Origin of the sequence: Lunatimonas salinarum, from assembly GCF_017811155.1 — a bacterium.
Lineage (GTDB): Bacteria > Bacteroidota > Bacteroidia > Cytophagales > Cyclobacteriaceae > Lunatimonas > Lunatimonas salinarum.
In genome coordinates this window covers 266,692-292,410 of the sequence record NZ_JACVCV010000007.1, presented here as the reverse complement: position 1 = coordinate 292,410, position 25,719 = coordinate 266,692, and the positions used below count along the sequence as shown (strand labels likewise).

Here is a 25,719-nt window from a genome sequence, read left to right as displayed (position 1 = left end):
ATGTATCAACTTATGGTTTGACAATGGCTTGAAGGTGGGTGCAGGGAATTAATCCGCAGAAGGCGGCTTTTGTTGGCGGTTCCTCAATTCCCCGTGCAGGTAACCGAGCACCGCTTGTATCAGGTCTTGTCCTGCGCGGGGGGTGAAGGCAGAAACCACATCGGTTTCGTAGCCTCCTTCGGCATAAGCCGCCGCCGTGGGCAGGTAGCCGAGCCAACCATTGGCATAGCCATAATAATAGGTATAATCAAAGGGAGACTGATCCCTAACTTCGTTGGAAATTTCACAAAACAACTCCAGGGGTGCGCTCCAAATGGCCAACTGCCCACCTACACGTAAAAAACGAATGGGCAACCGTATCATTGGCGTACCATCTGCTGCTTCCGAACTGTAGGCAGCCAAATCTTCCGGCCACCCCAGACTCTCCTTGCGCGGCGTCAACACGGTCACGGATCCGGATGTGAGTGAAACCTCCGAAGAGGTACCCACAAGTTGCTGGTTGGCATCTAAAATCTTATCCCCAAGCAGTACCTGAAACTGAGAAAGGTGACCTGCACGGGGGTTGGCGTACGTACTATAGATGGAGGCAATGTTCCCGGCCGCACCGTTAATAAACAGCATGGGCGCACCGATTTTTTCCTCCACATAGGCCGATACAATGCCCGGGGCATCCCCGCTAATCTCCGTATGGGGCTGCCCAAGCACGGTTCCGTGAATCGCATAATTGGCGACCAATGCCAAGGGTTGGTCGGAATCCCGATGATCTACCCGAATCAGCCCAATACGCCGATCAACCGGGCCGTCGGGGTTCAGTCCCAAAGAAGCCCGGCCATCCGGACCGATGGCCCTTCGGTTAATATTGGCATTGGAATGCCCCCAACCAATGCCTAGCTTGGCGGGCACTAGCGAGGCCAAAGCTGTTTCGATCGAGGAAACCAATCTATCTTCCACGAGGCCCGTGTATTCCCTGTCCCACTCGTGTTCGTATCGTTCACTCATAAACACCTCCGGCAATCCGGGCGGCCCTACTTCTGGAGCCGAGTGGGTATGGGTTACCGTCCACCAAAGGTTTTGTGGCTCAATTCCCAGCTCCTGTTGGACACGCGCCGCCACCCGGTCGTACTCTGCGGGTGACACCAAACAGATGTCGGAAGATATGAGGCAGAAAGTAATGCTCCCATCATCCAATACCAACACCCGATGATAGATGCGGTCGTGGATGCCGGTGGACTTGCGCGGACCATAACCAACTAGCCACTGCGAGTTTTCGGGGGTGATGTCGGTCTTGACCACAGCCGCACGAAGTCCTTGTGCGGGCGCATGGACCGAGGGAAGTAGGCAGCAAAATAGGATAGTAACCAGTGAGAGAACGGAAAGGCGAAGGAAAGACAGCGACATAAATCTACATAAGAATAACCGTCAAAAAGATAGCGGTTTCTGCCCTCATATCCAACCTGAAAAAACACCAATGGATCGGTCCATTGTTAGGGCTGCCTTTCCCGCAGCTCAAAAATGTAAAAGCACTGATAATCCTTTTCGTAATCATGCAGGACGGCTTGGTCCGTCGCATACTGTATGTAGCGGTTTTCGCCGACTCCGAGTACCAGGTCCCCTGGCTTATCCCATGCGATGGGATGGCCCTGAACTTCTCCATCCCGTACGGGAATGTAAAAAACCTTTCGGGATTCCTGAAACTTTCGCCTCGCCTCGTTGTCCAATTCTTCAGACAAAAGCATGCCGTTACCGCCGGTTTTATAGGCTAACAAAAAAGCATTCCCTTTTCCCATCATATTAAAAAATGTGCCGCTGAGCACCGATTTTCGCCTTCCGGCCTGCACATTTTCCATGGTGGCATCCGCCATGGGAATGCCATTCCACACATCCGGCTGAGGACGGGGCAATGAAATTCGGTTTGCCGTAGAAAACGAACGGCGGGGATCAATCTGGTATAGTACCGAGTCTCCAAAAAGTACCACGCTGATCAGGTCAGATTCCCTATCGGAAAAGTACACGGGCTTGTCATTCCAGGGACTCAGCTGCCCCTGCATAAAGGCACTTTGTGCATCCAGTTTTCCGCCCTTCCGGACCTCTCCTGTTTGTACATCCATCAGATGCACCAAGTTCAAGGTATCGAAATAATCCACCGGATAGCGGGGAAGGATCTGCTCGCTGATATTGACCAAGGGCCACTCCTTCCCGTCCAACTGATAAGTAGCCAGGTAATCACGAACGGCATGGATCAGCCGAAAACGAACCTCTTGTTCAAATGGGTAATCGCGCCGTCGCACCAATTGAAGATCGTATACAAAAACACGGTTGGTACCTACCAACACAACCTCGTCGCCCACAAATCCCGCCCGATGAAGCACCATGCCAAACCCGTTGGGACCATCTGCCAGCGAATTTTCTGCGACCACTTCACCTGCGTCGTTTACTAAGTAGTAGGTTCCCTCCAACAGCTTCGCAGAAAACAGATACAAACCCTTGTCTTTGTGATAATCCAGCAGGTTGTAAGGTCCCAAGTGGTCGAATGTCAGTGAATCTACGACCACCAACTCGAAAGACTTTCTCTTGGATTCATTGTTTTGTTGCGTTCCACAGGAAGCATGCAACAAAATAAAGGCGGTTAGGATAGAAGGGAGGATGGGAAGCTTCATTGGAACAAAGTTTGAATGAAGCCTTAATTTACTTAATTAATTCGTTAAAACTAATTATTTAAATATTATTTTTTGCGTTGGGCTTTGAACTCCGAACCATCCTTCCATGCCGGCCAATGATCAGAAAAAGCCAATCGACGACCCACACGATAATAAATACCCACGTCTTCCACTGCTCCCTCGAGGTTCCAGCGGTCCGGATCATATTCATCTGAGGACTTGTGATAGTACTGGGCCACGTAGTTATCGGCCAGCTCCTTGCCAAATACCTTTCCTTTCTCGACATGGTCAATCCCTGTCCCCATGTACAGGGCAGGAACGCCTTTTTTGGCAAAATTAAAATGGTCGGACCGAAAATAAAAACCGGCACTTGGGTTGGATTCCGGTGCCACGTATCGTCCCTCCTTTTCCAACTCTTCCGCCGCTAAATCCTCCAGTTCGGACTGTCCCATGCCTACCAGCTCCATATCCCGCATTCTGCCGTACGGATTGATACCGTCCATGTTGATATTGGCCACTGTTTTCTCCAAGGGGAACACCGGGTTTTGGGCATAGTGGGCAGACCCCAACAACCCTTGCTCTTCCGCTGTTACAGCTAAAAACACCACCGTTCTGTCGGGCTTCTCCGACGACTCGGCGAATGAACGAGCTATTTCCAATAGAGCCGCTGTACCACTTGCATTATCCAGGGCGCCGTTGTAAATCGAATCTCCTCTTTCGTCCGGCTTGCCTATGCCCAGGTGATCCCAATGAGCGGTGTAGACGATGTACTCATCGGGCCGAGTGGCGCCCGGAATCGTTGCGATAAGGTTATTGGAGGTATTGTAGGCAACCGCTACTTCCATATCGGTACGCGCACGCAGTCCCAGGGGAATGGGGCTAAATTCGCGACTCCTTGCCTTTGCCAGCAGCTCCCGGTCATTGTACCCGGCCAATTCAAACAATTTGGTAGCCATGGGGTAGGAAACCCATCCCTCCACACTCAAGTTTGGCTCCGAGCCATCCTTGGCATCTAGGTAGAGCTTGGTGGTGTTCCAACTGTTTTGAACCACATTAAACCCGTACCCTGCGGGAATGGTGTTATGGATAACCAGACAACCCAAAGCACCCTGCCTGGCAGCCTCTTCGTATTTGTACGTCCAACGTCCATAATAGGTCATGGTATTGCCTTTGAAAAATGCCGGATCGTCCGATCCAAAACCGGGGTCGTTCACGAGTACCAGCACGATTTTTCCTTCCACATCCAGGTTTTGGTAATCATCCCAACCATACTCGGGGGCGACAATGCCAAAACCAGCAAAGACCAGTTCCGCATCGTCCACGTTGAGCGACTCTCCCACACGCTGCGTCCAGAGCACATAATCTTTCAGTCCCTCAAAAACATGGGATACTTGGCCAGTCCGAACTTCCATCTGAGGATTTGCCTGCGTGGTGACTGATTTGAGCGGCACGCCCTGCTCGAAGCTGCCGGCGTTGCCCGGTGTCAGCCCAAGTGCAGTAAACTGTTCCGACAAGTAGGCCAAGGTCTTGGTTTCACCTTCAGTAAAAGGCATCCGCCCCATATACTCGTCGGAGGAAAGCACTTGAATATGCTTTTCTAAGTTATCTAATTGGACCGTCAACGCTTGGTCCGTGTTTACGGATTGGCAGGACACAAACCAAGTGATCAATAGGATAGCAAGCGGGGTTTTACGAAGTAGTTGCGGGAGATGGTTCATATAAAAGGTAACTATAGAAGAAAATGAAGGTGGCTCAACGTGAACCGAAATTAGCCGAAATTTCTGTATACTGCAACCTGTATACTAAACCACCGGATACCAAATGCCCTGGTATGATAGTTGCTGTTGTTCAAAAAATGGATTAGATGGGCGTTTTTCAGGTCAGAACAACAACTTAGACAGCATACCCGATAGCATTAACTCATATTATATCCATTTCAAATTTCCCATGCCGATTATCTCTGGTCCAACAACTCGCAAAGTCCGTTTGCTGGCCGTTTCCCGGTCAAAACTTCAAATATCAGGACTCCTGCTTCATCCGTAAAGTGAACCGGATCCCGGAAGCTTTCATAATCTGAAGTCATAGTAGATGGAATATTAAAATCATAGACTCGATCCAATGCTAATAAATCTCGTTTAAACTGATCCGTATAAGCCTCCAAATGGTAGGGTATCAGCGCTTCTTGGTAGTCTCGGTGATTGGGAGGAATCCAAAGTAAGAGGTGTATTTCATTGTCTTCACAGTATTGGGCAATCTTTGCTAATTCGTTGTAATACTCTTCCGGATAACCCATTGCACTAAAAAACTTATCTGTTTCAGCTAGCTTTTCTTCCCAATAAACGCGCTTTAGGCTATCAAAAGCGTTTGTATTATCTACCACAGGCTGTGTCTCGTAAACCGAATTAGACAAATAAGTAACCATCGTATTAAACGTATAGGTGTTAAGAGCATAACCAAAAACGCTGCTTTGCCTTTCCAAAGACTCTTCTATCCAAAAACGCTTATTGTACTTATTATAAAGATTTAGACTTATCCCCATAACCACCGAATCTATAGGAGAAATCGACACCGCATACCAAAAAGAATCGATCATTTCCCGTAAACTTGCTCCACCATATGCCAAATTGCCCCAATTTTGTTGCTCAAAACGGTAATATAATGCATTTGACCTCGAATCCCCTATGACAATATTTCGCTTCGGCTCATTTTTAAATTTTATCATTTTAAATAAATGGGGTGACTGCTCCTCCGCAATATCGTATTTACGGGAAGGCTCATTATACCCATAACCGTTAAAATAATTAAACGGATCTATGACAAGCACAAGGATAAAGTAAATACCGAAAGGGATGAGAAATAAAAGTGTCTTTTGTATAAATAACCTCATAAACACCTGCCTTAAAACTGGAAATAAATAAAATCTTTTTCAACGCCATTCATCATAAAACAGGCTATAACTACCCCATAGTACATTGACCAACGAAGGTAAACAGGCACCCTTGTTGTTTGCGAGAATTCGAGCGCATGTTCCTTTTCGCGTTGAAACCATTCCAAGAGGATAAAAAACACGATAAAAACAAACAAATAAATGAGGTGGTTACCGGTATTCATGCTCCAAAAATCCTGAATAGGAGATCGGAACAGAGAATCGCTAAACATGATACCCAAGTAATCCAATGCACCTGATAAACTTTCGGCTCTAAAGAACACCCATGCAATAATCGTCAAAAAGAAAGTAAGCATCATACGACCTAAATCAATTAGACTGGGTAGGTATTTGCCCTTAGCGACTATATCAACATTACTTCGATGAACCGAAGTAAGCAGTAAAGGAAGAAAATAAACAGCATTGAGTGCCCCCCAAACTACAAAAGTCCAATTAGCCCCATGCCATATCCCGCTAACAATAAATATTATAAATACATTTCTTACTTTCATCAACGTTGACCCATAACTACCTCCCAAAGGGATGTATAGATAATCCCTAAACCATGTCGTGAGGGAGATGTGCCACCTTCTCCAAAATTCGGCGATATCACGTGAAAAATAAGGAAAAGCAAAATTTCTCATCAGACTGAATCCAAAAAGTCGAGCTACTCCAATCGCAACATCAGAATAACCAGAGAAATCTCCATATATCTGCACCGCAAATAAAATCGCCCCCAGAAATAATGTGCTACCCTGATAATCTCCGGGACTGCTAAAAATATCATTCACGTAAACTGCACAATTATCCGCAATCACAATCTTTTTAAATAAGCCCCAGAGTATTTGCCTCATCCCGTCTGCTGCCTTTGCGTAATCAAATTTTCTGGGCTTCATAAATTGCGGAAGTAGATTGGAGGCACGTTCTATTGGGCCTGCAACCATCTGGGGAAAAAAGGATACGAAAACAAAAAACTCTGAAATCGACTTAACCGGTTCAATCTTGCCTCTATAGATATCGATTGAATAGCTGAGTGTTTGAAATGTGTAGAAACTAATCCCCAATGGCAAGATGATGTTAAGACGATCTACACCAATAGGCGCCCCCATAAAAGTGAACGCCGCAGAAAAGCTCTCGACAAAAAAATTGTAGTATTTAAAAAACCAAAGAATACCCAAATTAGTAATTAAACTAATAGAAAGCAGGATTTTCTTATACAGTGCATTTCCCATTTTCGACATTGCCATGCCGATAAAAAAATCCGCTAACGAACTGAAAGCCAATAAACCTAAAAACCGATAATCCCACCAGCCATAAAAAAAATAGCTCGCTAAAAGAAGAAAGATGTTTTGATGCCTGTAGTCTCGGCCCAACAAAAACCAATAGACCAAAAAAACGATCGGTAGAAAAAAACCAAACTCGATAGAATTAAACAACATGATGAATAATGGATGGAATTAGTGAACCCAAAAGTATTTTTTTAGCTTTGAAAAACCAACGAATTGAAATGTTTTTAATCTAGATGGCGCAAATTTCATCTAGGTCGCTATTTCCTCTTTTTATGGCAAAGTCGTTTAACTGTCCCTTCTATACCAAATCGATCTTTTTCTTAGTCATACCTTCTAAAAGGTACGAAACATCCATTATATCAAACATGGAACACTTTTTTTAATCATTCATTTCATCCATAATATCAAGGCAAGTAGCAACTGTCAGAAGAGGGAACCCCATGTCTTCCCGTAGATTTCGTATTGCTTCGCAAAAGGGAAGGAAGCTCCTGCCACCAAACTTCTAAAGGCCGAACCTGACTGATTCTACCTTGCTCCATTGTTGATACTGTTGTGGCAAGATCCCTAATAAGGCTGTTGTGATGGGTGACCAACAAAACACCCGTTCCCTGCACAGCAAGTTCGCGTAGCTGCTCACTGGCCTTTAACACGGTCGCCGCATCCATCCCGTCAAAGGGTTCGTCCAGTATTAGGTATCTGGGTTTATGAATTAAGGCAGCGGCAAAGGAAACCTTCCTTTTCATGCCCTTGGAATAATCGGCAATTTTCTTGCGGCCGGTGGGCAAATCAAAAAACTCTAACAGTTCCGTGGCCCTTCGCTGACTTTCGGGCTTATCCAATCCATATAGCCTGCCTACAAATTCCAGGTACTTCCCCCCACTGAACCCCTCCACATAAATCGGTTGGTCAAAGGCAAAGCCTACCCGTCTTAAAACGCTATGATATCGAATACCCGTGGGCACATCATCGATGAATACTGCCCCTCCATCTACCGGAATCAAGCCGGCAATCGCCTGTATCAAGGTACTCTTTCCGCATCCGTTCTTTCCTACCAGTGCCATTACATCTCCCGGGGATAAATTAAGGTCTACCCCTTCCAACACCTTTTGCTTTCCGAAATTTTTATAAAGTTTTCTCACCGATATCATAGTCCACCATTTATTTTGTTCATATGAGCTGCCAGTTGCATGGGCAGAAAATACCAAAAGCTAAGGAGCGCCAACCCTAGGATCAAGCATCTGCCTACCTGTTCAAAACCGACCCACAACCAGAATAAACACCCCAAACACATCACTAACACCCCTGCCAAAAGCACCCAAACACTTCGAAGCACCTCGGGCCGTCCAGTGTAAAAACTATACACAGCCAATGTTTGCGTATAAATCAGAATCCAAAGCATTACTCCATTAAAGAACACCGTCTGGGGAAAAACCATCCCTAAGGAAAATGCGGGGTTCAGGACAAGGAGTACGATCACACCCATGAAATTCAACCCATTGAGTACCATAAACACCAAAGCATCCAGCTGACGTACGATACCCAAAAAATTGCTTCCGTATAGACGATAGTTCACATACACTCCCTCCGTAGGGAAATATGCCTCCAGGATTGCTTTCATCATTAGTCCAAGCAGCACAATCACCGGAACAAAGGGGTTATAAAAGTAAAATGGCACCGCCACCAATCCGGCCAATAGTGACTTCAGTAGAAATCCCTCTGAAATACTCATGGCCGATAACATTCTAAACATCATTGCCTCCTAAAAAAATTGGTTGAGATCATTGAATTCCCTGATAAAGGGTTTTCGGGTTTGGGAAATACTGCCAAGGACAAGAAACGAAAAAATTCCAAAGGCTAAAACAAACGCAGTGCCTCCGATCAAGAGACCATAGTTCTCCAGATACCAAGCATCTGCACGCTGTTGCAAGGCAGCCTGCGCAACACTGTCATCAAAATTAAAAGGAAAAAACCGGGTAGTGGCAAAGCAAAATGGGAGGAAAAAAAAATAGACATACCGATAAATTATCCGTATCCACTTAATCCGCAAACTGGTCTCCAGCATAGCGGTATCGCAAGCTATAAACGCTGCATAAAAAAGAATCAGCATTGAAACATCACGCACCGGATGTACAGCGTGAATACCCAAGATCACGCCAAAAAAAACCAACAGAAACATACCGAGGCCACCTAGACCTGTCAACAATACCAGGAACCTCCGTTTGATCGGGTCCACACCTTGTGGAAACAGGTGAATGGGATCCAAATAGGCATGGCCATGGAATTTTGCCATACTAAACAACACCAAACAAATCAGAAAGGCTGAATAAAAGTACAGGTAGCTAAAATCTTCCCAAAGACGATAGAGAAAAAACGCGACGATAAGCGAGAAGGGAAGTATAAAAGGTACCACCCAACCAAAAACCGAAAGTTTGGTGGGCAGCGAGAGCTGCATGCTGATAAGCTGCTTGACTGTATAAGTATAGAGAGGGTGGATCATTTCCAGCGGAATATAAAACCCCAAAATACGCTGGCTCACTGAAAAAAAATTTCAGTGAGACGGATTTAACAAAAAAATTCCTGCACGAATGACCTTGAAAACAAGAGCCCACGGTACAGGCTATTCCGATTTAATCAACGAGCACAACATATTCCTGTCAAATATGAACTTTTATGACTAACTTTTCCTTTCTTTATAGTCTCAACTACAGCAGGCGTTTAACTCACGTGAGGAAAGGACTTTACGATACCGCAAATAAGATTTTTTCGTCCGGCAAACCGGTACTGAAAAAGGTATGCCTATTCCATACCCACCAAAAAGCCTTTGTAATTTAACCCCCTGCTCTCACCTTAATTAGTACCTACGAAGCAGGGGAAAACTCCTACTTGCACGCATTTGCATCCGCCTAGCAATGGTCATATCCATACATTATTTTAAACATTCCATACATCATGATGATACCTATCTTAAAAAAAAGCGACTATGAAACGATCAAAGCGTTGATCGAAGGCATCCACCCTACCCAGCGGACCAAGGAAGTGGGGACGCTTCAGAGCGAATTGCGCAGAGCCAAAATCGTCGAGGACGACAAAATCGGCCAGAACGTCATTCAGCTAGGCTCCTACTTTGAAGTGCGGGAAATTACCTCCAAGCGGCAACTTTGTCTGACACTTACCCTGCCCGGCGAGGCTAACCTGCAGGAGCAGCGTGTTTCCATTCTTTCTCCACTGGGTGTAGCCCTGATCGGCTTTCAGAAAGGCAAGGAGTTCGAATGGCAATTGCCCGCAGGAAAAAGAACCTTTATCATCGAAAAAGTAACTTCACCTAATACCGAACCCGTACAATAGAAAATTCCCTTTCCCCAACCTTGGGTGAAAGGGAATTTTCGTTTGAGGGGTCTACATCGAACGGATTACGTTGACAACGATACCTTTTTCACCGTACAGTCCAACTACTTTCTTGTTTCCGGGTTTCGTACGGCAGCGAGCAAGGTTTTCATTTCTTCCAACTTTTCCGGTTGGGCATCTGCAAGGTTCACGCTCTCACCTGGATCATCGGGCAAATAAAACAATTGGTCTTTGGGCAAGAATCCCGTGCTGATCCCGGTACCCCAAGGCACCAGTTCAGGACCTTGGTGCGCAGGAATGAATTTATAGCCGTCCCGACTGACGTAACTGAGAACACCTTGTATTGCCTCTTGAACCAATCCGGTTCTTCCCTCCTTGTCCCGTCCAATAAACGCCTCCCAGTTATTTCCCGTATCGGCTGCCTGAACCTGATCGAATGGCTCTTCAAAAAATCCCGCAAACGATCCCATCAAATCCAACTGTGAAAATAAGGCCGGACTAACCGTCCCTGAGGGAATTCCTTTAGGCCATCTTACCAACATGGGGACCTTGGTACCTGCCTCGTAGGTACTGTATTTTCCTCCCCTCAAATTGGCCCAAGGCTTGTGATCTCCTATGAGCTCTTCTGCCTCATCCTTGTAGCCATCATTTAGGACGGGGCCGTTGTCACTGGTAAAGATTACGATGGTGTTTTCGGCAAGTCCCTTATCATCCAAGAACCTCAGCACCTCACCGACCGTCCAGTCCAATTGCAGCAGCGCATCGCCTCGAAATCCATAGCCGGATTTGCCCTGAAACCGCTCATGGGGCATCCGGGGAACATGGATATCGTGGGTAGCTAAGAAAAGAAAAAAGGGCGCGTCTCCTGATTCCTCCATGAAACGGACCGACTTATCCACAAAAATGTCCGCAAAATCTTCGTCCCTCCAAAGGGCAGACTCCCCTCCTGCCATATACCCCATGCGGCTGATTCCATTGATGATGGTATGGTTATGGCCGTGAGACCACATCATTTTTAGGAACTCGGGATGATCTAGGCCTGTTGGTCTGTCCCCCACCTTTTCCCGGTAATTTACTTCTATGGGATCCTGTGGATCCAAATTTAAAACACTTCTATTTTCTACGTATACCGTTGGCACCCGGTCTCCCGTGGATGGAATGATAAAGGAATAATCAAACCCAATGTCCAAAGGGCCATGACTGATCTCGCCATTCCATTCCGGACCATCGTCGCCACCCAGCCCCAAGTGCCATTTACCCACCACTGCCGTACGGTATCCTGCCCGCTGCATTATGGCAGGCCAGGTTTCCCTGCCCTTGCGAATGAGCGCGGAGGCATCCCCGGGGGCTACGCCTCTTCCCTGGGCTCTCCATGCGTACTCTCCGGTCAGCATGGAATACCGGGAAGGCGTACAAGTCGCAGCAGTAGCATAGGCATTTTCCATCAGCAAACCTTCTTTTGCCAATCGATCGATATGCGGCGTGGGGATCAATCCTCCATAAACGCCTATGTCACCGTACCCAATATCATCCGTATAAATTACCACGACATTGGGCTTGGTAGACAAATCGCTTTTTTCCTGCCCCCCACAGGCCGAGAGTACAGACCCTGCTAATATTGCCAGCCCCAGTAGGGAGTTGATCGATATAAAACTATGTTGCATGTGTATATGGTTTTCGTCTAAACGGAGATATCGGCCTGGATAAGAAAAAGCAGTCGGGTTTCCGTCAAATTCCCTTACCCTAACCGGTAATATTAGGTTGCTATCCTCGGATAATCACAAAGAATGCCGGAAAAATAGGTTAAACCGCACAGTTTTTTATCAACTCTACGGATTTTCAGAAAGCGAATCAATCCAAGCTTTGATCAAAGCCAAGCCTTCTGCGTGCACACTCACGCGTCCGATCTCCGGCATAGCCGCACCTACCTGATTGGTTCCCATGCGATAGGTCAATATGGACTCTGCGGAGTTTCCGGGCAGGATGTCATACGTAAACGAACCCGCTCCAAAACCAGCTGCTACCGGTGTTTTGAAAATCCCTAGCTTCATGGGGTCTTTTTCCTCATAGGTCAAAAAAAGTCCTGACGTGCTGGCCGGCCCCTCCGCGCGGTGGCAATGCGCACAGTTGATATCCAAATAAGCTCTCGCCCTGGCATCCAGTGCCTCCTTTTCATCCTCATAGGCGGCCATTTTGGGAAATGCCTCCAGGTTATCAAATGGAGGGATAAATCCGTGTCCTTCCCACATGCGGAGCTGATTTTCGGCCTCTTGCCCACCCTTGCTAAAATTGAGGTACTTGGCCTTCACGCCGATGGGCTGCATTTCTTCGCCCACGTTATGGCAGCTCTTGCATTGGGCTTTGTTGGGCACGATGTAGTTGATCACCTGATCTTCCCCCGTCAGGTCTGTCCACTTTACGGGAATCTCAGCCCCTACCACCTTATACACCGCATCGGTCTGATCGGTATCCCACACGTAGGGAAAGGCTTCCCATACCCCGGCCCGTTTGATCATCAGCCGGGTTTCCAAGATACGAATAGCCTTAGTGGGTGCCCGGAAATCGGCCGGATAATAGAAATTTTTAACAATGATGGTTTGGTCCGGAAAATCCATGGTCCCCTCTTCATCATCCAACACGGTGGCACGGGTACCTTCCGGCATCCAGATAAACCGGGATTTCAACGCATAGTCGGTAAAAAGCGCCGAAACAGGCTCGTAGCCAATCACCCTGTCCGCTGCGTGAAACTCCCGGATTTTGCCGGTAAACAGCCCATAGTCAGAAAGATTGGGAAATGGGATGGCACCAAAATCCAAGTTCTGCATGTCCACCTCGGGGGCCTCCCAGTCCCCATAAGCCACTACATCCTCGGGTGTATCCTCAGGTATGTTTTCCGAACGGCTACAGGCTGACAGGGCCATTACCAAGAGGGTCAAAAGAATCGGCAATGTTCGCATAACTTATCGGGTGGATATTGCGCTTACATCGGTGTGCACGCGAAGTTGACAGTCAAAATTACCGTAGTCTTTGAAAGCCTTGATGGCATCCTCTCCCTCATACAGGTCAAAACGGGTAAACCTCAGATCCGGCCTCAATCGCTCTTGAATACATATCTGCATGGGATTGGATGTCCAATCCGAGGCCAAGCTCTTGTCCCAAAAACCATCGTATATGATGTCCTGCGATTTCCCTATTCCGTGGGCATTGTACATGGTGATGAGTTGTCCGAACTCCTTGCTAAAATCCGAAACCTTCCAAGTCCGCTTGTAATCGTTTTCGTGTATATATACACCGGAGGTGTAAGGAGACCAATTGGGTGCCTCAGTAGGAAAACCGGTAACGTGGTAGTTGGTAATGGCCACGCCTACCGTTTTGTTTTTATGGATTCGATTATTGAAAATTTCCACTTCCTTGGCCGCCAAAAGAATCACGCCCGAACCCGGAGGAATCATCGTGACCGTGTTCCCATTGGGTCCCTCCCCCATGGGTACCGCAAAATTGACGTGGTTGTTCGATACGATATCGTTGTCGTAGATCCTGGTACCGCGGCCCTCCGCTTTGGGCAGTCCGGGCAGGTTGAAGACCAGTATCCCGCCGGAATTGTCCCGTGCGGTGTTTCCAAACACCTCCGCATTGTCGGAATTTTCAATTTCTATCCCGGCCACATTACCGAAGGCCAGGGAATTCTTGACGATGATGTTTTCCGATTGCCCTACATAGATGCCCGCGTCCTTCGAATGGGAAGCAATGCATCCATCGATGAGTACATTTCTACACTGTACCGGATAGATCGCATAGGTGCCGTTTTTCGACTTATCGCCGTTGGTCCAGGTGACGTTTACCCGGCGGAAAGTGATTCCATCGCAGTGCTGCGCCTTTACCCCGTCTCCCGGGGCATCTTCGATACTCAGGTCTTCGATCGAGATATTGTCACCTACCAACTTTACTCCCTCACCCCCTGTGCGCAGGTTTCGAAATGAAAGCACTGTCTCGGCCATGCCGGCTCCTGTAATCCGTACATTCTTCTTCCTTTCAATGATAAGCTGTGTCTTCAGCTCGTAAAACCCCGCGGGAATCTCGATCACCGCGCCATCTTCTGCCAGGATAAAAGCTTCGATTACTTTTTCTACCTCCTGGGCCGTTGCCCGGCGAAGCTTACTCGAATCAAAGGTCATTTCCGAACTGCTGGATTGACAAGAAGCCAGGTGGAGTCCGATTGCCAACAAAAGCATTGGCAAAAAAGCAAATCGAGCAAATTTCATAAGTGGTCAGGATTTAAACTGCTCAAAAATAAGGAGAAAAGCAGTCAGCACCGTTTGACAAATGTCAAAAAAATCACCTGGATCCGCGGATCCGGCTCAAGGTCTCGATGCTGATCCCTAAATAGGAAGCGATGTGTCCAATGGAGGCGGACTGTACAATCTCGGGACTTTCCCTCAGCAATTCCTCATACCGCTCCCGGGCCGGCTTGAATTTGGAAAAAATAGCGGCTTCCTCTATTCTCACGTAATACTCCTCCAGGGACTTTCGGTATACCTCTGCCCAAAAAAGCTCCTTTCGGACCAGTTCCATAAGCGATTCCCGCTTAATCATCCATACATGGGCATCGGTAATGACCTCCAATCCCTCGTAACTGGGCTTGCCGGTGATAAAACTGGCCATGGAAGTAACGAATTCTCCCGGTCGGGTAAAGCTCACAGTGACGTCCTTCCCTTCCCGCAGGTAGAAGCTCCTCGCCATCCCCGAATCAAAGAAAAACAGCCAATCGCACCGTGCCCCAGGCACCAATAGCCGGCTTCCCTTAGGCCGGAACGCGACTTCTCCCAATCCCATAAACCGGTCAAACTCCCTATCCGGGATTGATCCCATCTGCTGCAATATGGTCTTTAGTTTTTCGATAGTAGCTGCTTTTTGTTTACTTCAATTAGTTAACCGATAACGATGGAATTTAGCCATTGCCCTCAACGAGCTTGATTTCCTCCTCCGTCAACCCGTAAAGCTGGTAAACCAGTTGATCTACTTCGGATTCAATTGGGGAGGTGTTTTCTACCGGGGATATTCTCTTTGTTTCAATGATACTCGAAACAAGTTGTTCTATTTTCTCCCGAACTTGGGAGGGTGGATCAATTACTGGTATCTGGGCCAAATATTGCCGGATAAACCTCAAATAACCACCTCGGATGGTAGACGTGAGATTGGCATAGAAAAAGTGGACGAGTGAAGAATTGAGCAGGGCCAATAAAAACGTATCCGCTTTTGGGATTATATAGGCTGTATTGACGCAGTACATGCCATTTCGGTCCAACAAAGCCTCCGCTTTGATCGAAATATCCGGAAGCATGATCTTTTCTTGCTCAAACTGGTCATAGTAGTCACAAGCCCTTAACTCCCACCAAAAATCCCCTTTGTCCGTGCGCCTTTTTGCTGCCTGCTCAAATGGCTTAAGGTGTTTTGCGATGGCCGGGTAATTTCTTCGGAGCCATTCCCAAGCCGGGTCATACTCCATATACCCATATCTTGGTGGCTCATTAACTTGGTTTATCTTATTCGGATCACCATCGGGCAAATTTCTTTTGATGGTAAATCCTTTTGGAAAAAGGATCAGGTATTTTTCCGGATCGGGCGATTGGTACCGCTTGATGTCCCTTCCCGCCAAAAACGGCTTGATCACCTCTTCGCTTCTTGGATCTTCGACGATCAATCGCTCCCGGGTCGCCTGATCGATGACAAAGGCTTCGTTTAAACCCGTAAGAATCCCTCTGTAGATCTTTCCGTTTACATACTCTGATAATGGAACCCCTTTGGACTTTAACTTGAGAAGCAATTCCTGAGACTTCCTGTCTGTCAGAGTCCAGCCATCTGCGGCAAGTCCTTCCACCAGCACCTCAATCCGGTTGTCGCGCAGATACCTATCCATTCCCCTAGGGAAGTCCAATGTGTCCAGGTTAACAGCAGTGAACTTTTGGGATGGCTTGCCTTTCCCCAGCCCCATAATTAACGGATAGGTAGTCGCTTCTTCAAAAACCGGCAAATCTCCAAAGTCCAATAATTCCTGAACCTCAAAGGTCTTGACATAGCTTCGGAGCGCCTTTCCATAAGAAGCCCTCAGCCATTTATTGGGAATGATGAAAATGAAATTGCCTGACCTTTTTAGCAGGTTCATACCCAGCTCTACAAAGTAGACGTATAGATCAGCCGTGCCTAGAAAGGTTTTGAAGGCAGTTTGTAAATAGGGCTTCAATGCAGAAAACTCTTCCTGCCTGATATAGGGCGGATTACCAATCACCACATCAAACCCCACAAAATCCCCCTCGTCGTTGAGCACCTCCGGGAACTCAACCCGCCATTCGAAGGCATTTTCATAGATCTTATTGGCTTTTATTTCCTCGATTTCCGTTTCGAGTTTGTTGAGGGTCTCTTCCAGCTTGGCCACTCTGCCGTTGCGTTCCTTTTTCTCCTTTGCGCTCTCTTCGAATAGCCCCTGCTGCATGGTCAGGTTGTACAGTTCGCCGGCCAGCTGGGCTTTTCGCTTGATTTTGGGGTCGTTTTTGGCGATCTCGCTGCGGAAATCCGATTTGATGTCGGCGATCAGCCGCTCCATCTCCCGTTTCTGTTCCTTGTTTTGGGCATTCCGGTAGGTGTCTACGGCGATCCGGTAGGCATCTATCGTCCACTTACTCTTCTTCAATGCTTGCCTCAGGTCAGCATCGAGGGCAAAGCGACTCACCAGGGAATTGCCGCATTTGATGTTGATATCGATATTGGGCAGTGTTTCCAGCTCGGTAGGGCTTTTGTAGTAGGCATTTTTCAATAATTCTATCCACAACCGCAGCCTACAGATTTTTACTGAGTTGGGATTTATGTCTACGCCGAACAGGCAGTTTTCGATCAGGGCCTGCTTTTCATGGAAAAGTGCTTCCTGCATACGTTGGCTTTCTTTGTTTTTGGGATTATATTGAAAGATGGCACCATCTTCGTCGCTGACCACCAGTTCATCGTTGGCTACTTCTACCGTGTAGTGGCTGAGTGGCTCCCCGTTAGCGTCGACGAGGATCCTCAGTTCGCTTTTGATGGTTATCAGTTCGTTCAGTACAGACACCAAGAAATGGCCCGAACCCACGGCCGGGTCTACGATGCGCAGGCTGTTGATGATCCGGTTGGCGATTTTTCTCAGTTCCCTTCTATCACCAGCTTTTATTTCCTCTTGGATGTCCTCCTTCAGCTCTTCAAAGGACTTGCAGCGCCACCCTTTGGCTTCGTTGAATTTTTGAACCACCGCTCTTCGGATGGTTTCCCGGGACATGTGCATGGTGATAAATCCGGGAGTGAAGATGGAACCGTCTTTATAGCCGTTGATCTTTTCAAAGATCAGTCCCAACACAGATGCGTTGATCAAGGTTTTGTTTTCTTCTTGAATATCTTCGGAGCCTTCGCTGCTAAAATCATAGGCATTGAGGAACTCAAAGAGGTACTCCAAGGTCGGCATCGTACCGGAACGCTTCCTTCCCTGTCCATCTTTCAGCACCGTAGTAGAAATGATGGGAATGGTCTTGTCGTCTTTTAAGTTGCTGATAAATAAGGCGGCATGTTCGATTTCCGTGGGCTCAAAGAGGGATGAATTAAGATAGGGAACCCGCTCGAAAGTTTTTTTGACATCGATGTTCCGCTCGTCATACTTCTTCGCCAAAACGTCAAAAAATAGACTGTTCAGGTCGTCGTAGTTTTTGACTTTATCCAAGCTGAGAAAGGAATAGGAGGCATCCCCCCGATGGTAGCTGATCAGCTGTGCCTCCAAGAGCTTCAGAAAAAGAATACGGTTGATCCACGTGATGGCAAGCTCCAGGGCTACATGGAACAGCTGCTCTTGATACGTGACCCCAAACCGGGAAGGCCGCTCCAGGAACCGGATCTTATCGAGGCTGTCCAATCGGAGGATTGTGTTTTCCAATAAGCTCCCGGTGCTACGGTCATCATCCTTGTGCCTTCCAATCAGCTTCTTGCCGCCGTCTTTGGTTTCGGTCAGGCCGATAATATGCAGCAACTCGCTGTAAAAGCGTCTGTCCAGGCTGTTGCTGTCATTGGCAAAGGGGAGCTTCAGCAGGTGCTCGGGTGACAGCAACTTATACAGGGCAATCAGCTTGTTGTCGTCCGCCTTGTCCTCGTTGCGTAGAGGCTTCTGATACTCCTGCAGGTTAAAGTAGGTAAATTCGATTTCCTCGACAATGCCGTTGATAAAGGGTTCCGCAATCTGCTTGTAGAAAAAATCTGTCCGCGTATCCGCAAGTCGCCCTGCTTCAAAGTCACTGAATTGTCTGACCAGGCCTTTGCTTTGGGCAAAGTATCTGTCGAATATGCCAGCGTCAAAAATAAACCATTCGTAACTATTGGTGATGATAAGGTGCTTTACCGCCAAGTTGCCATGCGTGATCCGCTCACGGAGGTAGTACAATACCAATTCCTGGAAGGCTTTGGTATTTAGCTTATCAGCAGACACCATTTGCTCCCCTTCTTGTGTATTTCTAGAAGCATTTGCGAATACCTGAGGCATTTCGCTTTTGTTGGTGGGCTTCTTCGTTTCTACAATGACTCCCACCGAGCTATGCGGCTTGGGTCCATTGTGGATGACCAGGTCGGTTCTTTCCTTGGTATTGATGAAGTAATCCGGATCATAATAGGTTTTCTTCAAAAAATCAATGACGAGGTTTTTATGGAACTCCTCAGAACCCACCTCGTTGGTAGTATCTAGCAAATGGATAAGGCCACGCTTAAACCGTTCTATGTCCGCACGGTTTGGTTTTACCTTTAAGAAGGCTTTGTTCAGCGCCTGTCTGGGTTTCAGTATACTTAACCACATTTACTAACCTTATCTCTTTTTTGATTGCTCAATTTAACGTTTTATCACGATTTTTCTTTCCTGAAACCTTAAATTTAGGCTTTGCGCATTTCGGTTCCAACCTGTCTTGCATTCGAATTCACGGATCTTTGTCAGAGTGTGCCTGCCGGCTTGCTTCCCGGAAAATCATTTTACCACTTTCGGGAACAATTACACTTTTTTAAATGTATATACATTAAATTTACCAACACGAAATGAACACAGTTATTGAAAACCTACGCTGGCGCTACGCCACCAAGCGAATGAGCGGAAACGAAGTGCCCGAAGATAAATTGGAAACCATCTTGGAAGCAGTCCGGCTGACGGCCACTTCTAACGGACTACAGCCTTTTACACTACTGCTTGTCAGTGATTTGGAGGTACGTAAGAAGATTCAACAGGCGGCGTTTAACCAGCCACAGATCGTGGAGGGGTCGCACCTACTCGTATTTGCGGCTTGGAAAACCATTTCCGAACAACGCATCCGCACCTACTTTGAGCAGGTATACCGGGAGCGGAACCTACCGGCAGGCTCCTTGGCTAGTTATGAACAGTCATTGATCAACCGTTTTGCTTCCATGTCTGAAAAAGACCAGTTTGAATGGGCGGCACGGCAGGCCTATATCGGGCTAGGCTCGGCACTGATTGCCGCAGCAGAAGAACGCGTGGACAGCACCCCCATGGAAGGCTTCAATCCCGAGGAGGTAGACAGCATCTTGCAACTGGAAAAACTTGGCCTCGGCAGCGCCACCATGCTGGCAATGGGCTACCGAGACCAACAGGCCGATCCCATGGTACATGCCCCAAAGGTCAGAAGACCCATGGAGGAACTACTGGTACGCATTTAAACCAAGGCATACAAAGTCGCCGTACTCATTCCGGCCGGTTTGGTACCGGCCGACTTTTTTTTCAAGCTGGGAAGTCAAACAGCATCAATCAAAAGCGGTAATTCAAAAATATTCCCGTGTAGGGCTGGAACCGGATGCCGTTTTCGCTTATGGTATGCCCAGCGGTTGACTGCAGCTGGTACCTGGCTCCCTCATCCAGCATTTTTGTGGATTCTTCCGTGGTAATTCGTTGGCGTCCGATCGAGCCGGCCAGACGGAATTCCGTGCTGAACAGCAGCCGCGGTGAGATGGAGAACCGGATACCCGCGAGGGGCGACAGGGCCAGACGGTCCATGTGGTGGTAGTTATCCGTTTTTTCCAAATAGGTAATATCCGTAGCCTCGTTCCAGCGCGGCCTTTCATAAAGGATATGCCGGCGGTCCCGGCTGCCTCCCAGTTCCAGCCCATAATACCACTGCCATTTCCTGTGGATGGATTTTAGCCATTCGTGCCCGATGGCAAGGCCGTATTTTGCATGCTGGCTCATCTCCAATATGGTGCCAGCTACCATGTTTGATCTGTTTAAATTGCCGTAGACCCTTACCCTTAGCATCCGATTGGCTTTTATTTTTCGCTTCAGCATGACCTCCAGAGGAGACCTACCGCTTTGATCCATCCAACCGTCAAAGGCAAAATAGGTATTGATCCCCAGTTCATAGTTACCCAAGGTGTCAGGGAGGGCAATGGGGGCTAAAACCTGTTCGGGAGTACTTTGGGAAAACACCTTGATACAACCCAAAAAGGCAAAAAGCGTGATGATTATCGTTGGTTTCATATACTTTTGTCAAAACAGAGATCAAGTTGGGATGGTTGCTTATTGCGACAATCCCAACCAAATTCAATTACTCTACTAATATTTGCCTTTTTATCACGCCATCAGGGTGCTCGATATGAACAAAATACCTGCCCGCTTTCAGACTACTCACATCCACAGCTTGTTTCATTTGGTCCGATTTAACGGATTTCACAAGGTTACCTACCTGATCATAGATTTTTATCTCATAGTCCAGTTTGTTGAAGGTAAATTCAGAGTTCTTAGTAGTCAGCTTATCTATAGGGTTCTCCCATCCTTTATCGCTTGTTTCTAACGGAACTTCCTCTAACTCAATATTGATGAAATCATCCGCAGGATTTGGATTAATACTTACAGCATAGTAATAGCAGCCATAAACGTATGGATAAATCCAATGCCATCCGCTGATGCCACAGGCATTTTGCGCCCTGGCCCTAAGCGTGTGATAACCATCCTGCTGGAAGTTACAAATCAACACCTGGTTCTTATTACCTGTGGAGTAACATCCTGAAAATGGGGGTATCCATTCATAATAGGTGATGTTACTTTCCATGTTGCCGGGCATAGCACCATTATAATATGCATTTAAATATGTAGGCTCATTCAGGCATATGGGAAGATAATTCGGCGTGATTGATATTTGATCACTATTCGGCACACCTACCCACATTTGCCTTTCCACTTCAAAGGAGCCACAACTTGTCTGTATGGTAAAAGTGATTTTTCCTTGCCCACTGGTGCTGAAATTGTTTAATGCTCTTATACTCGCAGTTGTTCCCGAACCGCTAAGTGAACCACCAAACAATCCGGTTGGTGTTACCGCCCATGTGGCAGTGGCTCCAGCCGGCAGGTTTTGTAATGAATAACTTGAGTTGGATACGCAAAGCAAATTAGCTCCGGAGATCGTGGGCGGGTTGGAAGGATTGAATATATTTATATTGATGGCCGTGGATAAGGTGGAAGTTTGTGTCCCACATAAGTTGGCTGTCACCGTTACATTGCCACCGTTTGTTCCATTCGGGGTCAACGTAATGGTATTTGAAGTACTAGAGCCTCCCCAGCCATTAGGTTTTGTCCAGCTATAACTTGTAGCACCTGGAACCGCCGCAACACTAATTGTAATGGGAGTCGTTACACCACACGTAATGGAACTGGGGGGCGCTTGGTTAAAAGTCAAAGTGGGCAAAGGTCTGGAAATAGTAATTTCATTTGACCAGTTGCTTGTATAGCCTGAGCCGCAATTGCTAAATGCCCTTACCCTTATTTTTCCGCCATTACCGTCACAAGAATGGGGAGTCACGGTTACGGAATGGCTTTGGCCGGTGATTGGGGTAGTTCCATTGCTGGTCGTTGTCCCTATTTTCCAACCCGAAGGAATAATCCACTGGTAGCTGTCCGCATAGAGTGTCGAAGGATGTCCTCCCTGTACACCTGTATTTGGAAAAGCCACCCGTTGAATAGAATAACTAAGGTTATTGGTCACCCCTCTATTTACTGCAACTGGACCGGATATCGACCCTGGTGTAACATTATTCAGTGTTTTGATGATAATATTAGTCAAGCTGTGGGATGGAGGATCTCCCCCGTTAGTTGCGCAGTTAATCCTTTCAACCTTAAGCGTTCCTTTCGGCGCTGCGGCACTTGAAGTAGCCTGTACATTATTCCAAGTAACATTGACAAATTGCATCAACCCCCAGGGGCCTTCGATGACTGTACTCCCATTAGCGGTAAAAACTCCATTTGTCACTGTCCATCTATATGTGCAACTTCCCGACGTAGCATGGACAGTCGTGTATTCCATAGACTCTCCGGGACAAACCAATTGGGGACCGGAAACAAATAATTGAGCATAGCTGTATTAATGGTACACCAACAACATCAACAACAGTAAATAGATTTTTTTCATAAGATTTAAAATTTAAGGTGAATAAAAATTCCCGAATACGGCTGGAAATTCAATTTCCAGTTTGCTATGTTATATCTGCCCCAGGAACCAGGCATGGAATTATTTGGGTTTTCAATTGGGGCAATCAGCGAATCCGAATTAAACTTGAGCTTCTCGTAGAAAATTTCCAGCCGCATTTCAAGCGAAACATATAAATAGGGCAATGGTCTATAGGTAAAACCAGCCAACGGCAATACGCCGATTCTTCGTGTCTTTTCAAAGTCTGTTCGTTTCACAAAAAAATCCCCCATTGATGTGCTATTGATAAAATACCTGGTAACGTTGTTGTTATTCACTCCCATTTCAGCTTCCCCTCCATAATAATAGCCGAATCGGTTACCAAGAGGCAGGTACCACTCGTACCCCAACGCCAAGCCCAACTGGGATTGATGGGTTTTCCGCCTTTCCTGATCGTCGTTTCTTTCAGTGTTGGCCAATAGGCCTTTTAGCCGGACCCGGAATGCCTGGTTGTTCTTTGCCCCTTTCCTTAACAAAATCTCCATTGGGGTAAATATACTTTGGTCGAACAATCCCTCTACCGCAAGCTGAGAATTTATCCCCAGACTATACCCCCTCTTATCTAGAAAAAGCCTGCCTGCACGAATCGTGTCACCTCCCTGACCAAAACCTAAACCATAGAAACCTGTAAAAAAAACAACCATTAAAAAGCACCTCATCATTTCCTTTTTTTTAGAAAAGTAGATGAATGAAAATTGTTTTCCTAATCAATTAATATAATTATTTTTAAAAATATTTTTAATGTATTTTAATAACAGGTCTCTTTTAAATTTACAATGATTCAACTAATATTATTTATACTTTACCGATTTTAATATATTAATTTATATTGTCATTTTATCTAATTTTAATATTTAAATATGTTAATTTAGAATATTTTGTTAAACTAATTTGATTGTGTTTGTAAAAATCCTCGAAGGCATTGATCAATGGAGACTGGGGTAAGGACGAATATGGAAACCACCGGCTTATCGGAACTGAAAAAAATGCCTAATTTTAGGCATGATTGCCCAAACACCTACTCCTCCCTACTATGCGGTGATTTTCACCAGTGTTAAGCGGCCTGATGACAGTGGATATTCCGAAATGGCCAAGCTCATGGAAGAACTTGTGGTAAAACAACCGGGATATCTGGGTCATGAGTCTGCCCGAGACGGACTCGGTATTACCGTAAGCTATTGGGATAGCTTGGAGTCCATCGCCGCCTGGAAAGAGGTAAGCCTCCACAAAATGGCGCAAAAAACCGGAAAAGAAAGATGGTATGCGCACTACTCGGTGCGCATTTGCCGGGTTGAAAAAGCCTACGAATTCCCCTAAAATCCCCCTTTATCCTACGATCACAAAAAGCGATCAATTTTGTATTGATTTTTTAGGGATAATTTTTTTACATTAGAAAACTAAAAATCAGTCTATCATCACGCAGTCGATACAAATGGAGAAAAACAGTTTACCCGAAAATGGAAATCCACGCAGAATGTTTCTGAAAACTTCTGCCACGGCGTTAGCCGGTTTTTACATCGTTCCCCGCCACGTACTGGGAGGCCCCGGATTTAAGGCCCCCAGCGACAAGTTACGTATTGCCGGAATTGGCGTGGGCGGCAAGGGCTACTCAGACATCAAAGCCTTCTATGACAGTGGAAATGCAGAAATCATAGCGCTCTGCGATGTGGATGACGAACGTGCTGCACGAAGTGTAGCCGACTATCCCAAGGCCGCTTACTACCGGGACTACCGCAAGATGCTCGAAAAAGAACACCAAAACATTGATGCCGTATCCGTCTCTACCGCAGACCACAACCACGCCGTACAGGCACTTTCGGCGATGCAATTGGGCAAACACGTGTATGTTCAAAAGCCGCTGACCCACGACATCTACGAAGCACGCATCCTCACAAAAGCGGCTGAAAAGTACAAAGTGGTCACTCAAATGGGCAACCAAGGTGCTTCCGGTGACGGTGTCCGAAAAATGCGGGAGTGGTACGCCGCCGGATTGATCGGTGAAGCCAAAAGCGTTTGGTGCTGGACAGACCGTCCCGTATGGCCACAGGGCGTAGAATGGCCAAAAGCCAGCGCCAAAAAAGCCCCCAAACACCTGGACTGGAACCTTTGGTTGGGAACTGCTCCTAAAAAGGATTTTACCGAAAACATCCACCCATTCAATTGGAGGGGATGGTGGGACTACGGCACAGGGGCATTAGGTGACATGGCCTGCCACATCATGGAGCCTCCCTACCGCATTTTGGACCTGGGATATCCCATTGAAGCAGAATGTAGTGTTGGATCCGTATATGTCGGGGAATTTACCCGAGGCTATTTCCCAGAAAGCTGCCCGCCTTCTTCGCATATAACCCTGAAATTCCGCAGACCAAACGGTTCCCTACTGGACTTCCATTGGATGGACGGTGGCATCAAACCCAGCCGCCCGGACGAATTGGGAGCAAACGAGCAAATGGGAGATGGAGGCAACGGGGTAATCATCGAAGGTACACGGGGCAAAATGATGTGTGATACCTACGGATTAAACCCCCGATTGCTGCCGCTTTCACTGAATGACAGTATCAGCGTGAAAGAAACACTCCCTAGAGTGTCCGGAAATATCGGTGGACACTATGCACAGTGGGTAAATGCATGCATCGCAGGCTATGGTTCAAAGGAATTCCAAGAATTAAGCTCTCCTTTTTCCATTGCCGGGCCGCTGACCGAAACAGTATTGATGGGCAATCTGGCCATTCGAAGCTACGATTACAGAGAGCCCCGTGCAGATGGAAAATACAACTATCCCGGCAGGGATATCAAACTCCTCTGGGATGGTGCCAACATGAAGGTGACCAACTTTGATCCGGCCAACGAATTTGTGAAGCGAGCCTACCCTGCAGGGTTTGAACTGGCTAACATCTGATTCCTAAGCCACTTACCTGTAGAGGCCCCATGGAATACGGCAAAAATGCGTGTATCCCGTGGGGCTTTTTTTGGAAACATACCAAACC

20 protein-coding genes are annotated in these 25,719 nt (G+C 46.9%); 4 read left to right on the top strand and 16 right to left on the bottom strand.

Annotated elements, in window-relative coordinates:
- Positions 1-48 precede the first annotated feature (48 nt).
- From IAQ59_RS10965 to IAQ59_RS10930, 8 genes are all read right to left on the bottom strand, one after another.
- Complete coding sequence (locus tag IAQ59_RS10965; protein WP_209330846.1) at positions 49-1,398, bottom strand: neutral/alkaline non-lysosomal ceramidase N-terminal domain-containing protein; 1,350 nt, start codon at positions 1,396-1,398, stop codon at positions 49-51.
- 86 nt (positions 1,399-1,484) lie between these two features.
- A complete protein-coding gene (locus IAQ59_RS10960; RefSeq protein ID WP_209330845.1) occupies positions 1,485-2,657 on the bottom strand; it encodes a hypothetical protein in 1,173 nt (390 codons plus the stop codon).
- 65 nt (positions 2,658-2,722) lie between these two features.
- Positions 2,723-4,375, bottom strand: a complete 1,653-nt coding sequence (locus IAQ59_RS10955) for a M28 family metallopeptidase (RefSeq protein WP_209330844.1) — start codon at positions 4,373-4,375, stop codon at positions 2,723-2,725.
- Positions 4,376-4,611: 236 nt separating this feature from the next.
- Positions 4,612-5,544 (bottom strand): hypothetical protein, encoded by a 933-nt coding sequence (locus tag IAQ59_RS10950; RefSeq protein ID WP_209330843.1) that lies wholly within the window; start codon positions 5,542-5,544, stop codon positions 4,612-4,614.
- Between the two features lie 11 nt (positions 5,545-5,555).
- Positions 5,556-7,022, bottom strand: coding sequence for an MBOAT family O-acyltransferase (locus IAQ59_RS10945; RefSeq protein ID WP_209330842.1), 1,467 nt, complete (start codon positions 7,020-7,022; stop codon positions 5,556-5,558).
- A 254-nt stretch (positions 7,023-7,276) separates the two neighbouring features.
- On the bottom strand, positions 7,277-8,020 hold the full coding sequence (locus IAQ59_RS10940) for an ABC transporter ATP-binding protein (protein WP_209330841.1): 744 nt from the start codon (positions 8,018-8,020) through the stop codon (positions 7,277-7,279).
- The gene (locus tag IAQ59_RS10935) at positions 8,017-8,601 is read right to left on the bottom strand and encodes a hypothetical protein (RefSeq protein ID WP_209330840.1); all 585 of its coding nucleotides are present in this window, start codon (positions 8,599-8,601) and stop codon (positions 8,017-8,019) included. The genes IAQ59_RS10940 and IAQ59_RS10935 overlap by 4 nt, the downstream gene beginning before the upstream one ends.
- Positions 8,602-8,631: 30 nt before the next feature.
- Positions 8,632-9,408, bottom strand: coding sequence for a hypothetical protein (locus IAQ59_RS10930; RefSeq protein ID WP_209330839.1), 777 nt, complete (start codon positions 9,406-9,408; stop codon positions 8,632-8,634).
- Between the two features lie 413 nt (positions 9,409-9,821).
- Between IAQ59_RS10930 and IAQ59_RS10925 the strand changes: the two genes are divergently transcribed.
- A complete protein-coding gene (locus tag IAQ59_RS10925) occupies positions 9,822-10,217 on the top strand; it encodes a GreA/GreB family elongation factor (RefSeq protein WP_209330838.1) in 396 nt (131 codons plus the stop codon).
- 104 nt (positions 10,218-10,321) lie between these two features.
- On the opposite strand, the gene IAQ59_RS10920 is transcribed toward IAQ59_RS10925, so the two are convergent.
- From IAQ59_RS10920 to IAQ59_RS10900, 5 genes are all read right to left on the bottom strand, one after another.
- Positions 10,322-11,881 carry a sulfatase-like hydrolase/transferase gene (locus IAQ59_RS10920; protein ID WP_209330837.1) on the bottom strand — a complete coding sequence of 520 codons (1,560 nt, stop codon included), beginning with the start codon at positions 11,879-11,881 and terminating at the stop codon, positions 10,322-10,324.
- Between the two features lie 165 nt (positions 11,882-12,046).
- A complete protein-coding gene (locus tag IAQ59_RS10915; protein WP_209330836.1) occupies positions 12,047-13,174 on the bottom strand; it encodes an SO2930 family diheme c-type cytochrome in 1,128 nt (375 codons plus the stop codon).
- Positions 13,175-13,177: 3 nt separating this feature from the next.
- Positions 13,178-14,479, bottom strand: coding sequence for a parallel beta-helix domain-containing protein (locus IAQ59_RS10910; RefSeq protein ID WP_209330835.1), 1,302 nt, complete (start codon positions 14,477-14,479; stop codon positions 13,178-13,180).
- Positions 14,480-14,552: 73 nt separating this feature from the next.
- Complete coding sequence (locus IAQ59_RS10905; RefSeq protein ID WP_209330834.1) at positions 14,553-15,086, bottom strand: Crp/Fnr family transcriptional regulator; 534 nt, start codon at positions 15,084-15,086, stop codon at positions 14,553-14,555.
- A gap of 79 nt (positions 15,087-15,165) precedes the next feature.
- On the bottom strand, positions 15,166-19,071 hold the full coding sequence (locus tag IAQ59_RS10900) for a DUF7149 domain-containing protein (RefSeq protein WP_209330833.1): 3,906 nt from the start codon (positions 19,069-19,071) through the stop codon (positions 15,166-15,168).
- A 233-nt stretch (positions 19,072-19,304) separates the two neighbouring features.
- Between IAQ59_RS10900 and IAQ59_RS10895 the strand changes: the two genes are divergently transcribed.
- Positions 19,305-19,937, top strand: coding sequence for an NAD(P)H-dependent oxidoreductase (locus IAQ59_RS10895; RefSeq protein WP_209330832.1), 633 nt, complete (start codon positions 19,305-19,307; stop codon positions 19,935-19,937).
- 88 nt (positions 19,938-20,025) lie between these two features.
- On the opposite strand, the gene IAQ59_RS10890 is transcribed toward IAQ59_RS10895, so the two are convergent.
- From IAQ59_RS10890 to IAQ59_RS10880, 3 genes are all read right to left on the bottom strand, one after another.
- A complete protein-coding gene (locus IAQ59_RS10890; RefSeq protein WP_209330831.1) occupies positions 20,026-20,751 on the bottom strand; it encodes a hypothetical protein in 726 nt (241 codons plus the stop codon).
- A gap of 67 nt (positions 20,752-20,818) precedes the next feature.
- Positions 20,819-22,456, bottom strand: coding sequence for a T9SS type A sorting domain-containing protein (locus IAQ59_RS10885; RefSeq protein WP_209330830.1), 1,638 nt, complete (start codon positions 22,454-22,456; stop codon positions 20,819-20,821).
- Positions 22,457-22,680: 224 nt separating this feature from the next.
- A complete protein-coding gene (locus IAQ59_RS10880) occupies positions 22,681-23,394 on the bottom strand; it encodes a hypothetical protein (RefSeq protein WP_245189544.1) in 714 nt (237 codons plus the stop codon).
- A gap of 340 nt (positions 23,395-23,734) precedes the next feature.
- Between IAQ59_RS10880 and IAQ59_RS10875 the strand changes: the two genes are divergently transcribed.
- Together IAQ59_RS10875 and IAQ59_RS10870 are read left to right on the top strand one after the other, a co-directional pair.
- Positions 23,735-24,049 carry an antibiotic biosynthesis monooxygenase family protein gene (locus IAQ59_RS10875; RefSeq protein ID WP_209330829.1) on the top strand — a complete coding sequence of 105 codons (315 nt, stop codon included), beginning with the start codon at positions 23,735-23,737 and terminating at the stop codon, positions 24,047-24,049.
- Positions 24,050-24,164: 115 nt separating this feature from the next.
- Complete coding sequence (locus tag IAQ59_RS10870) at positions 24,165-25,631, top strand: Gfo/Idh/MocA family protein (RefSeq protein ID WP_209330828.1); 1,467 nt, start codon at positions 24,165-24,167, stop codon at positions 25,629-25,631.
- Positions 25,632-25,719 lie beyond the last annotated feature (88 nt).

Bases quoted from the DNA above. Each gene is read 5' to 3' on its own strand.
- IAQ59_RS10965 (WP_209330846.1), bottom strand. From the start codon at position 1,398: ATGTCGCTGTCTTTCCTTCGCCTTTCCGTTCTCTCACTGGTTACTATC.
- IAQ59_RS10960 (WP_209330845.1), bottom strand. From the start codon at position 2,657: ATGAAGCTTCCCATCCTCCCTTCTATCCTAACCGCCTTTATTTTGTTG.
- IAQ59_RS10955 (WP_209330844.1), bottom strand. From the start codon at position 4,375: ATGAACCATCTCCCGCAACTACTTCGTAAAACCCCGCTTGCTATCCTA.
- IAQ59_RS10950 (WP_209330843.1), bottom strand. From the start codon at position 5,544: ATGAGGTTATTTATACAAAAGACACTTTTATTTCTCATCCCTTTCGGT.
- IAQ59_RS10945 (WP_209330842.1), bottom strand. From the start codon at position 7,022: ATGTTGTTTAATTCTATCGAGTTTGGTTTTTTTCTACCGATCGTTTTT.
- IAQ59_RS10940 (WP_209330841.1), bottom strand. From the start codon at position 8,020: ATGATATCGGTGAGAAAACTTTATAAAAATTTCGGAAAGCAAAAGGTG.
- IAQ59_RS10935 (WP_209330840.1), bottom strand. From the start codon at position 8,601: ATGAGTATTTCAGAGGGATTTCTACTGAAGTCACTATTGGCCGGATTG.
- IAQ59_RS10925 (WP_209330838.1), top strand. From the start codon at position 9,822: ATGATGATACCTATCTTAAAAAAAAGCGACTATGAAACGATCAAAGCG.
- IAQ59_RS10920 (WP_209330837.1), bottom strand. From the start codon at position 11,881: ATGCAACATAGTTTTATATCGATCAACTCCCTACTGGGGCTGGCAATA.
- IAQ59_RS10915 (WP_209330836.1), bottom strand. From the start codon at position 13,174: ATGCGAACATTGCCGATTCTTTTGACCCTCTTGGTAATGGCCCTGTCA.
- IAQ59_RS10910 (WP_209330835.1), bottom strand. From the start codon at position 14,479: ATGAAATTTGCTCGATTTGCTTTTTTGCCAATGCTTTTGTTGGCAATC.
- IAQ59_RS10905 (WP_209330834.1), bottom strand. From the start codon at position 15,086: ATGGGATCAATCCCGGATAGGGAGTTTGACCGGTTTATGGGATTGGGA.
- IAQ59_RS10900 (WP_209330833.1), bottom strand. From the start codon at position 19,071: ATGTGGTTAAGTATACTGAAACCCAGACAGGCGCTGAACAAAGCCTTC.
- IAQ59_RS10895 (WP_209330832.1), top strand. From the start codon at position 19,305: ATGAACACAGTTATTGAAAACCTACGCTGGCGCTACGCCACCAAGCGA.
- IAQ59_RS10890 (WP_209330831.1), bottom strand. From the start codon at position 20,751: ATGAAACCAACGATAATCATCACGCTTTTTGCCTTTTTGGGTTGTATC.
- IAQ59_RS10885 (WP_209330830.1), bottom strand. From the start codon at position 22,456: ATGCAATTTGTCAATGTTACTTGGAATAATGTACAGGCTACTTCAAGT.
- IAQ59_RS10880 (WP_245189544.1), bottom strand. From the start codon at position 23,394: ATGATGAGGTGCTTTTTAATGGTTGTTTTTTTTACAGGTTTCTATGGT.
- IAQ59_RS10875 (WP_209330829.1), top strand. From the start codon at position 23,735: ATGATTGCCCAAACACCTACTCCTCCCTACTATGCGGTGATTTTCACC.
- IAQ59_RS10870 (WP_209330828.1), top strand. From the start codon at position 24,165: ATGGAGAAAAACAGTTTACCCGAAAATGGAAATCCACGCAGAATGTTT.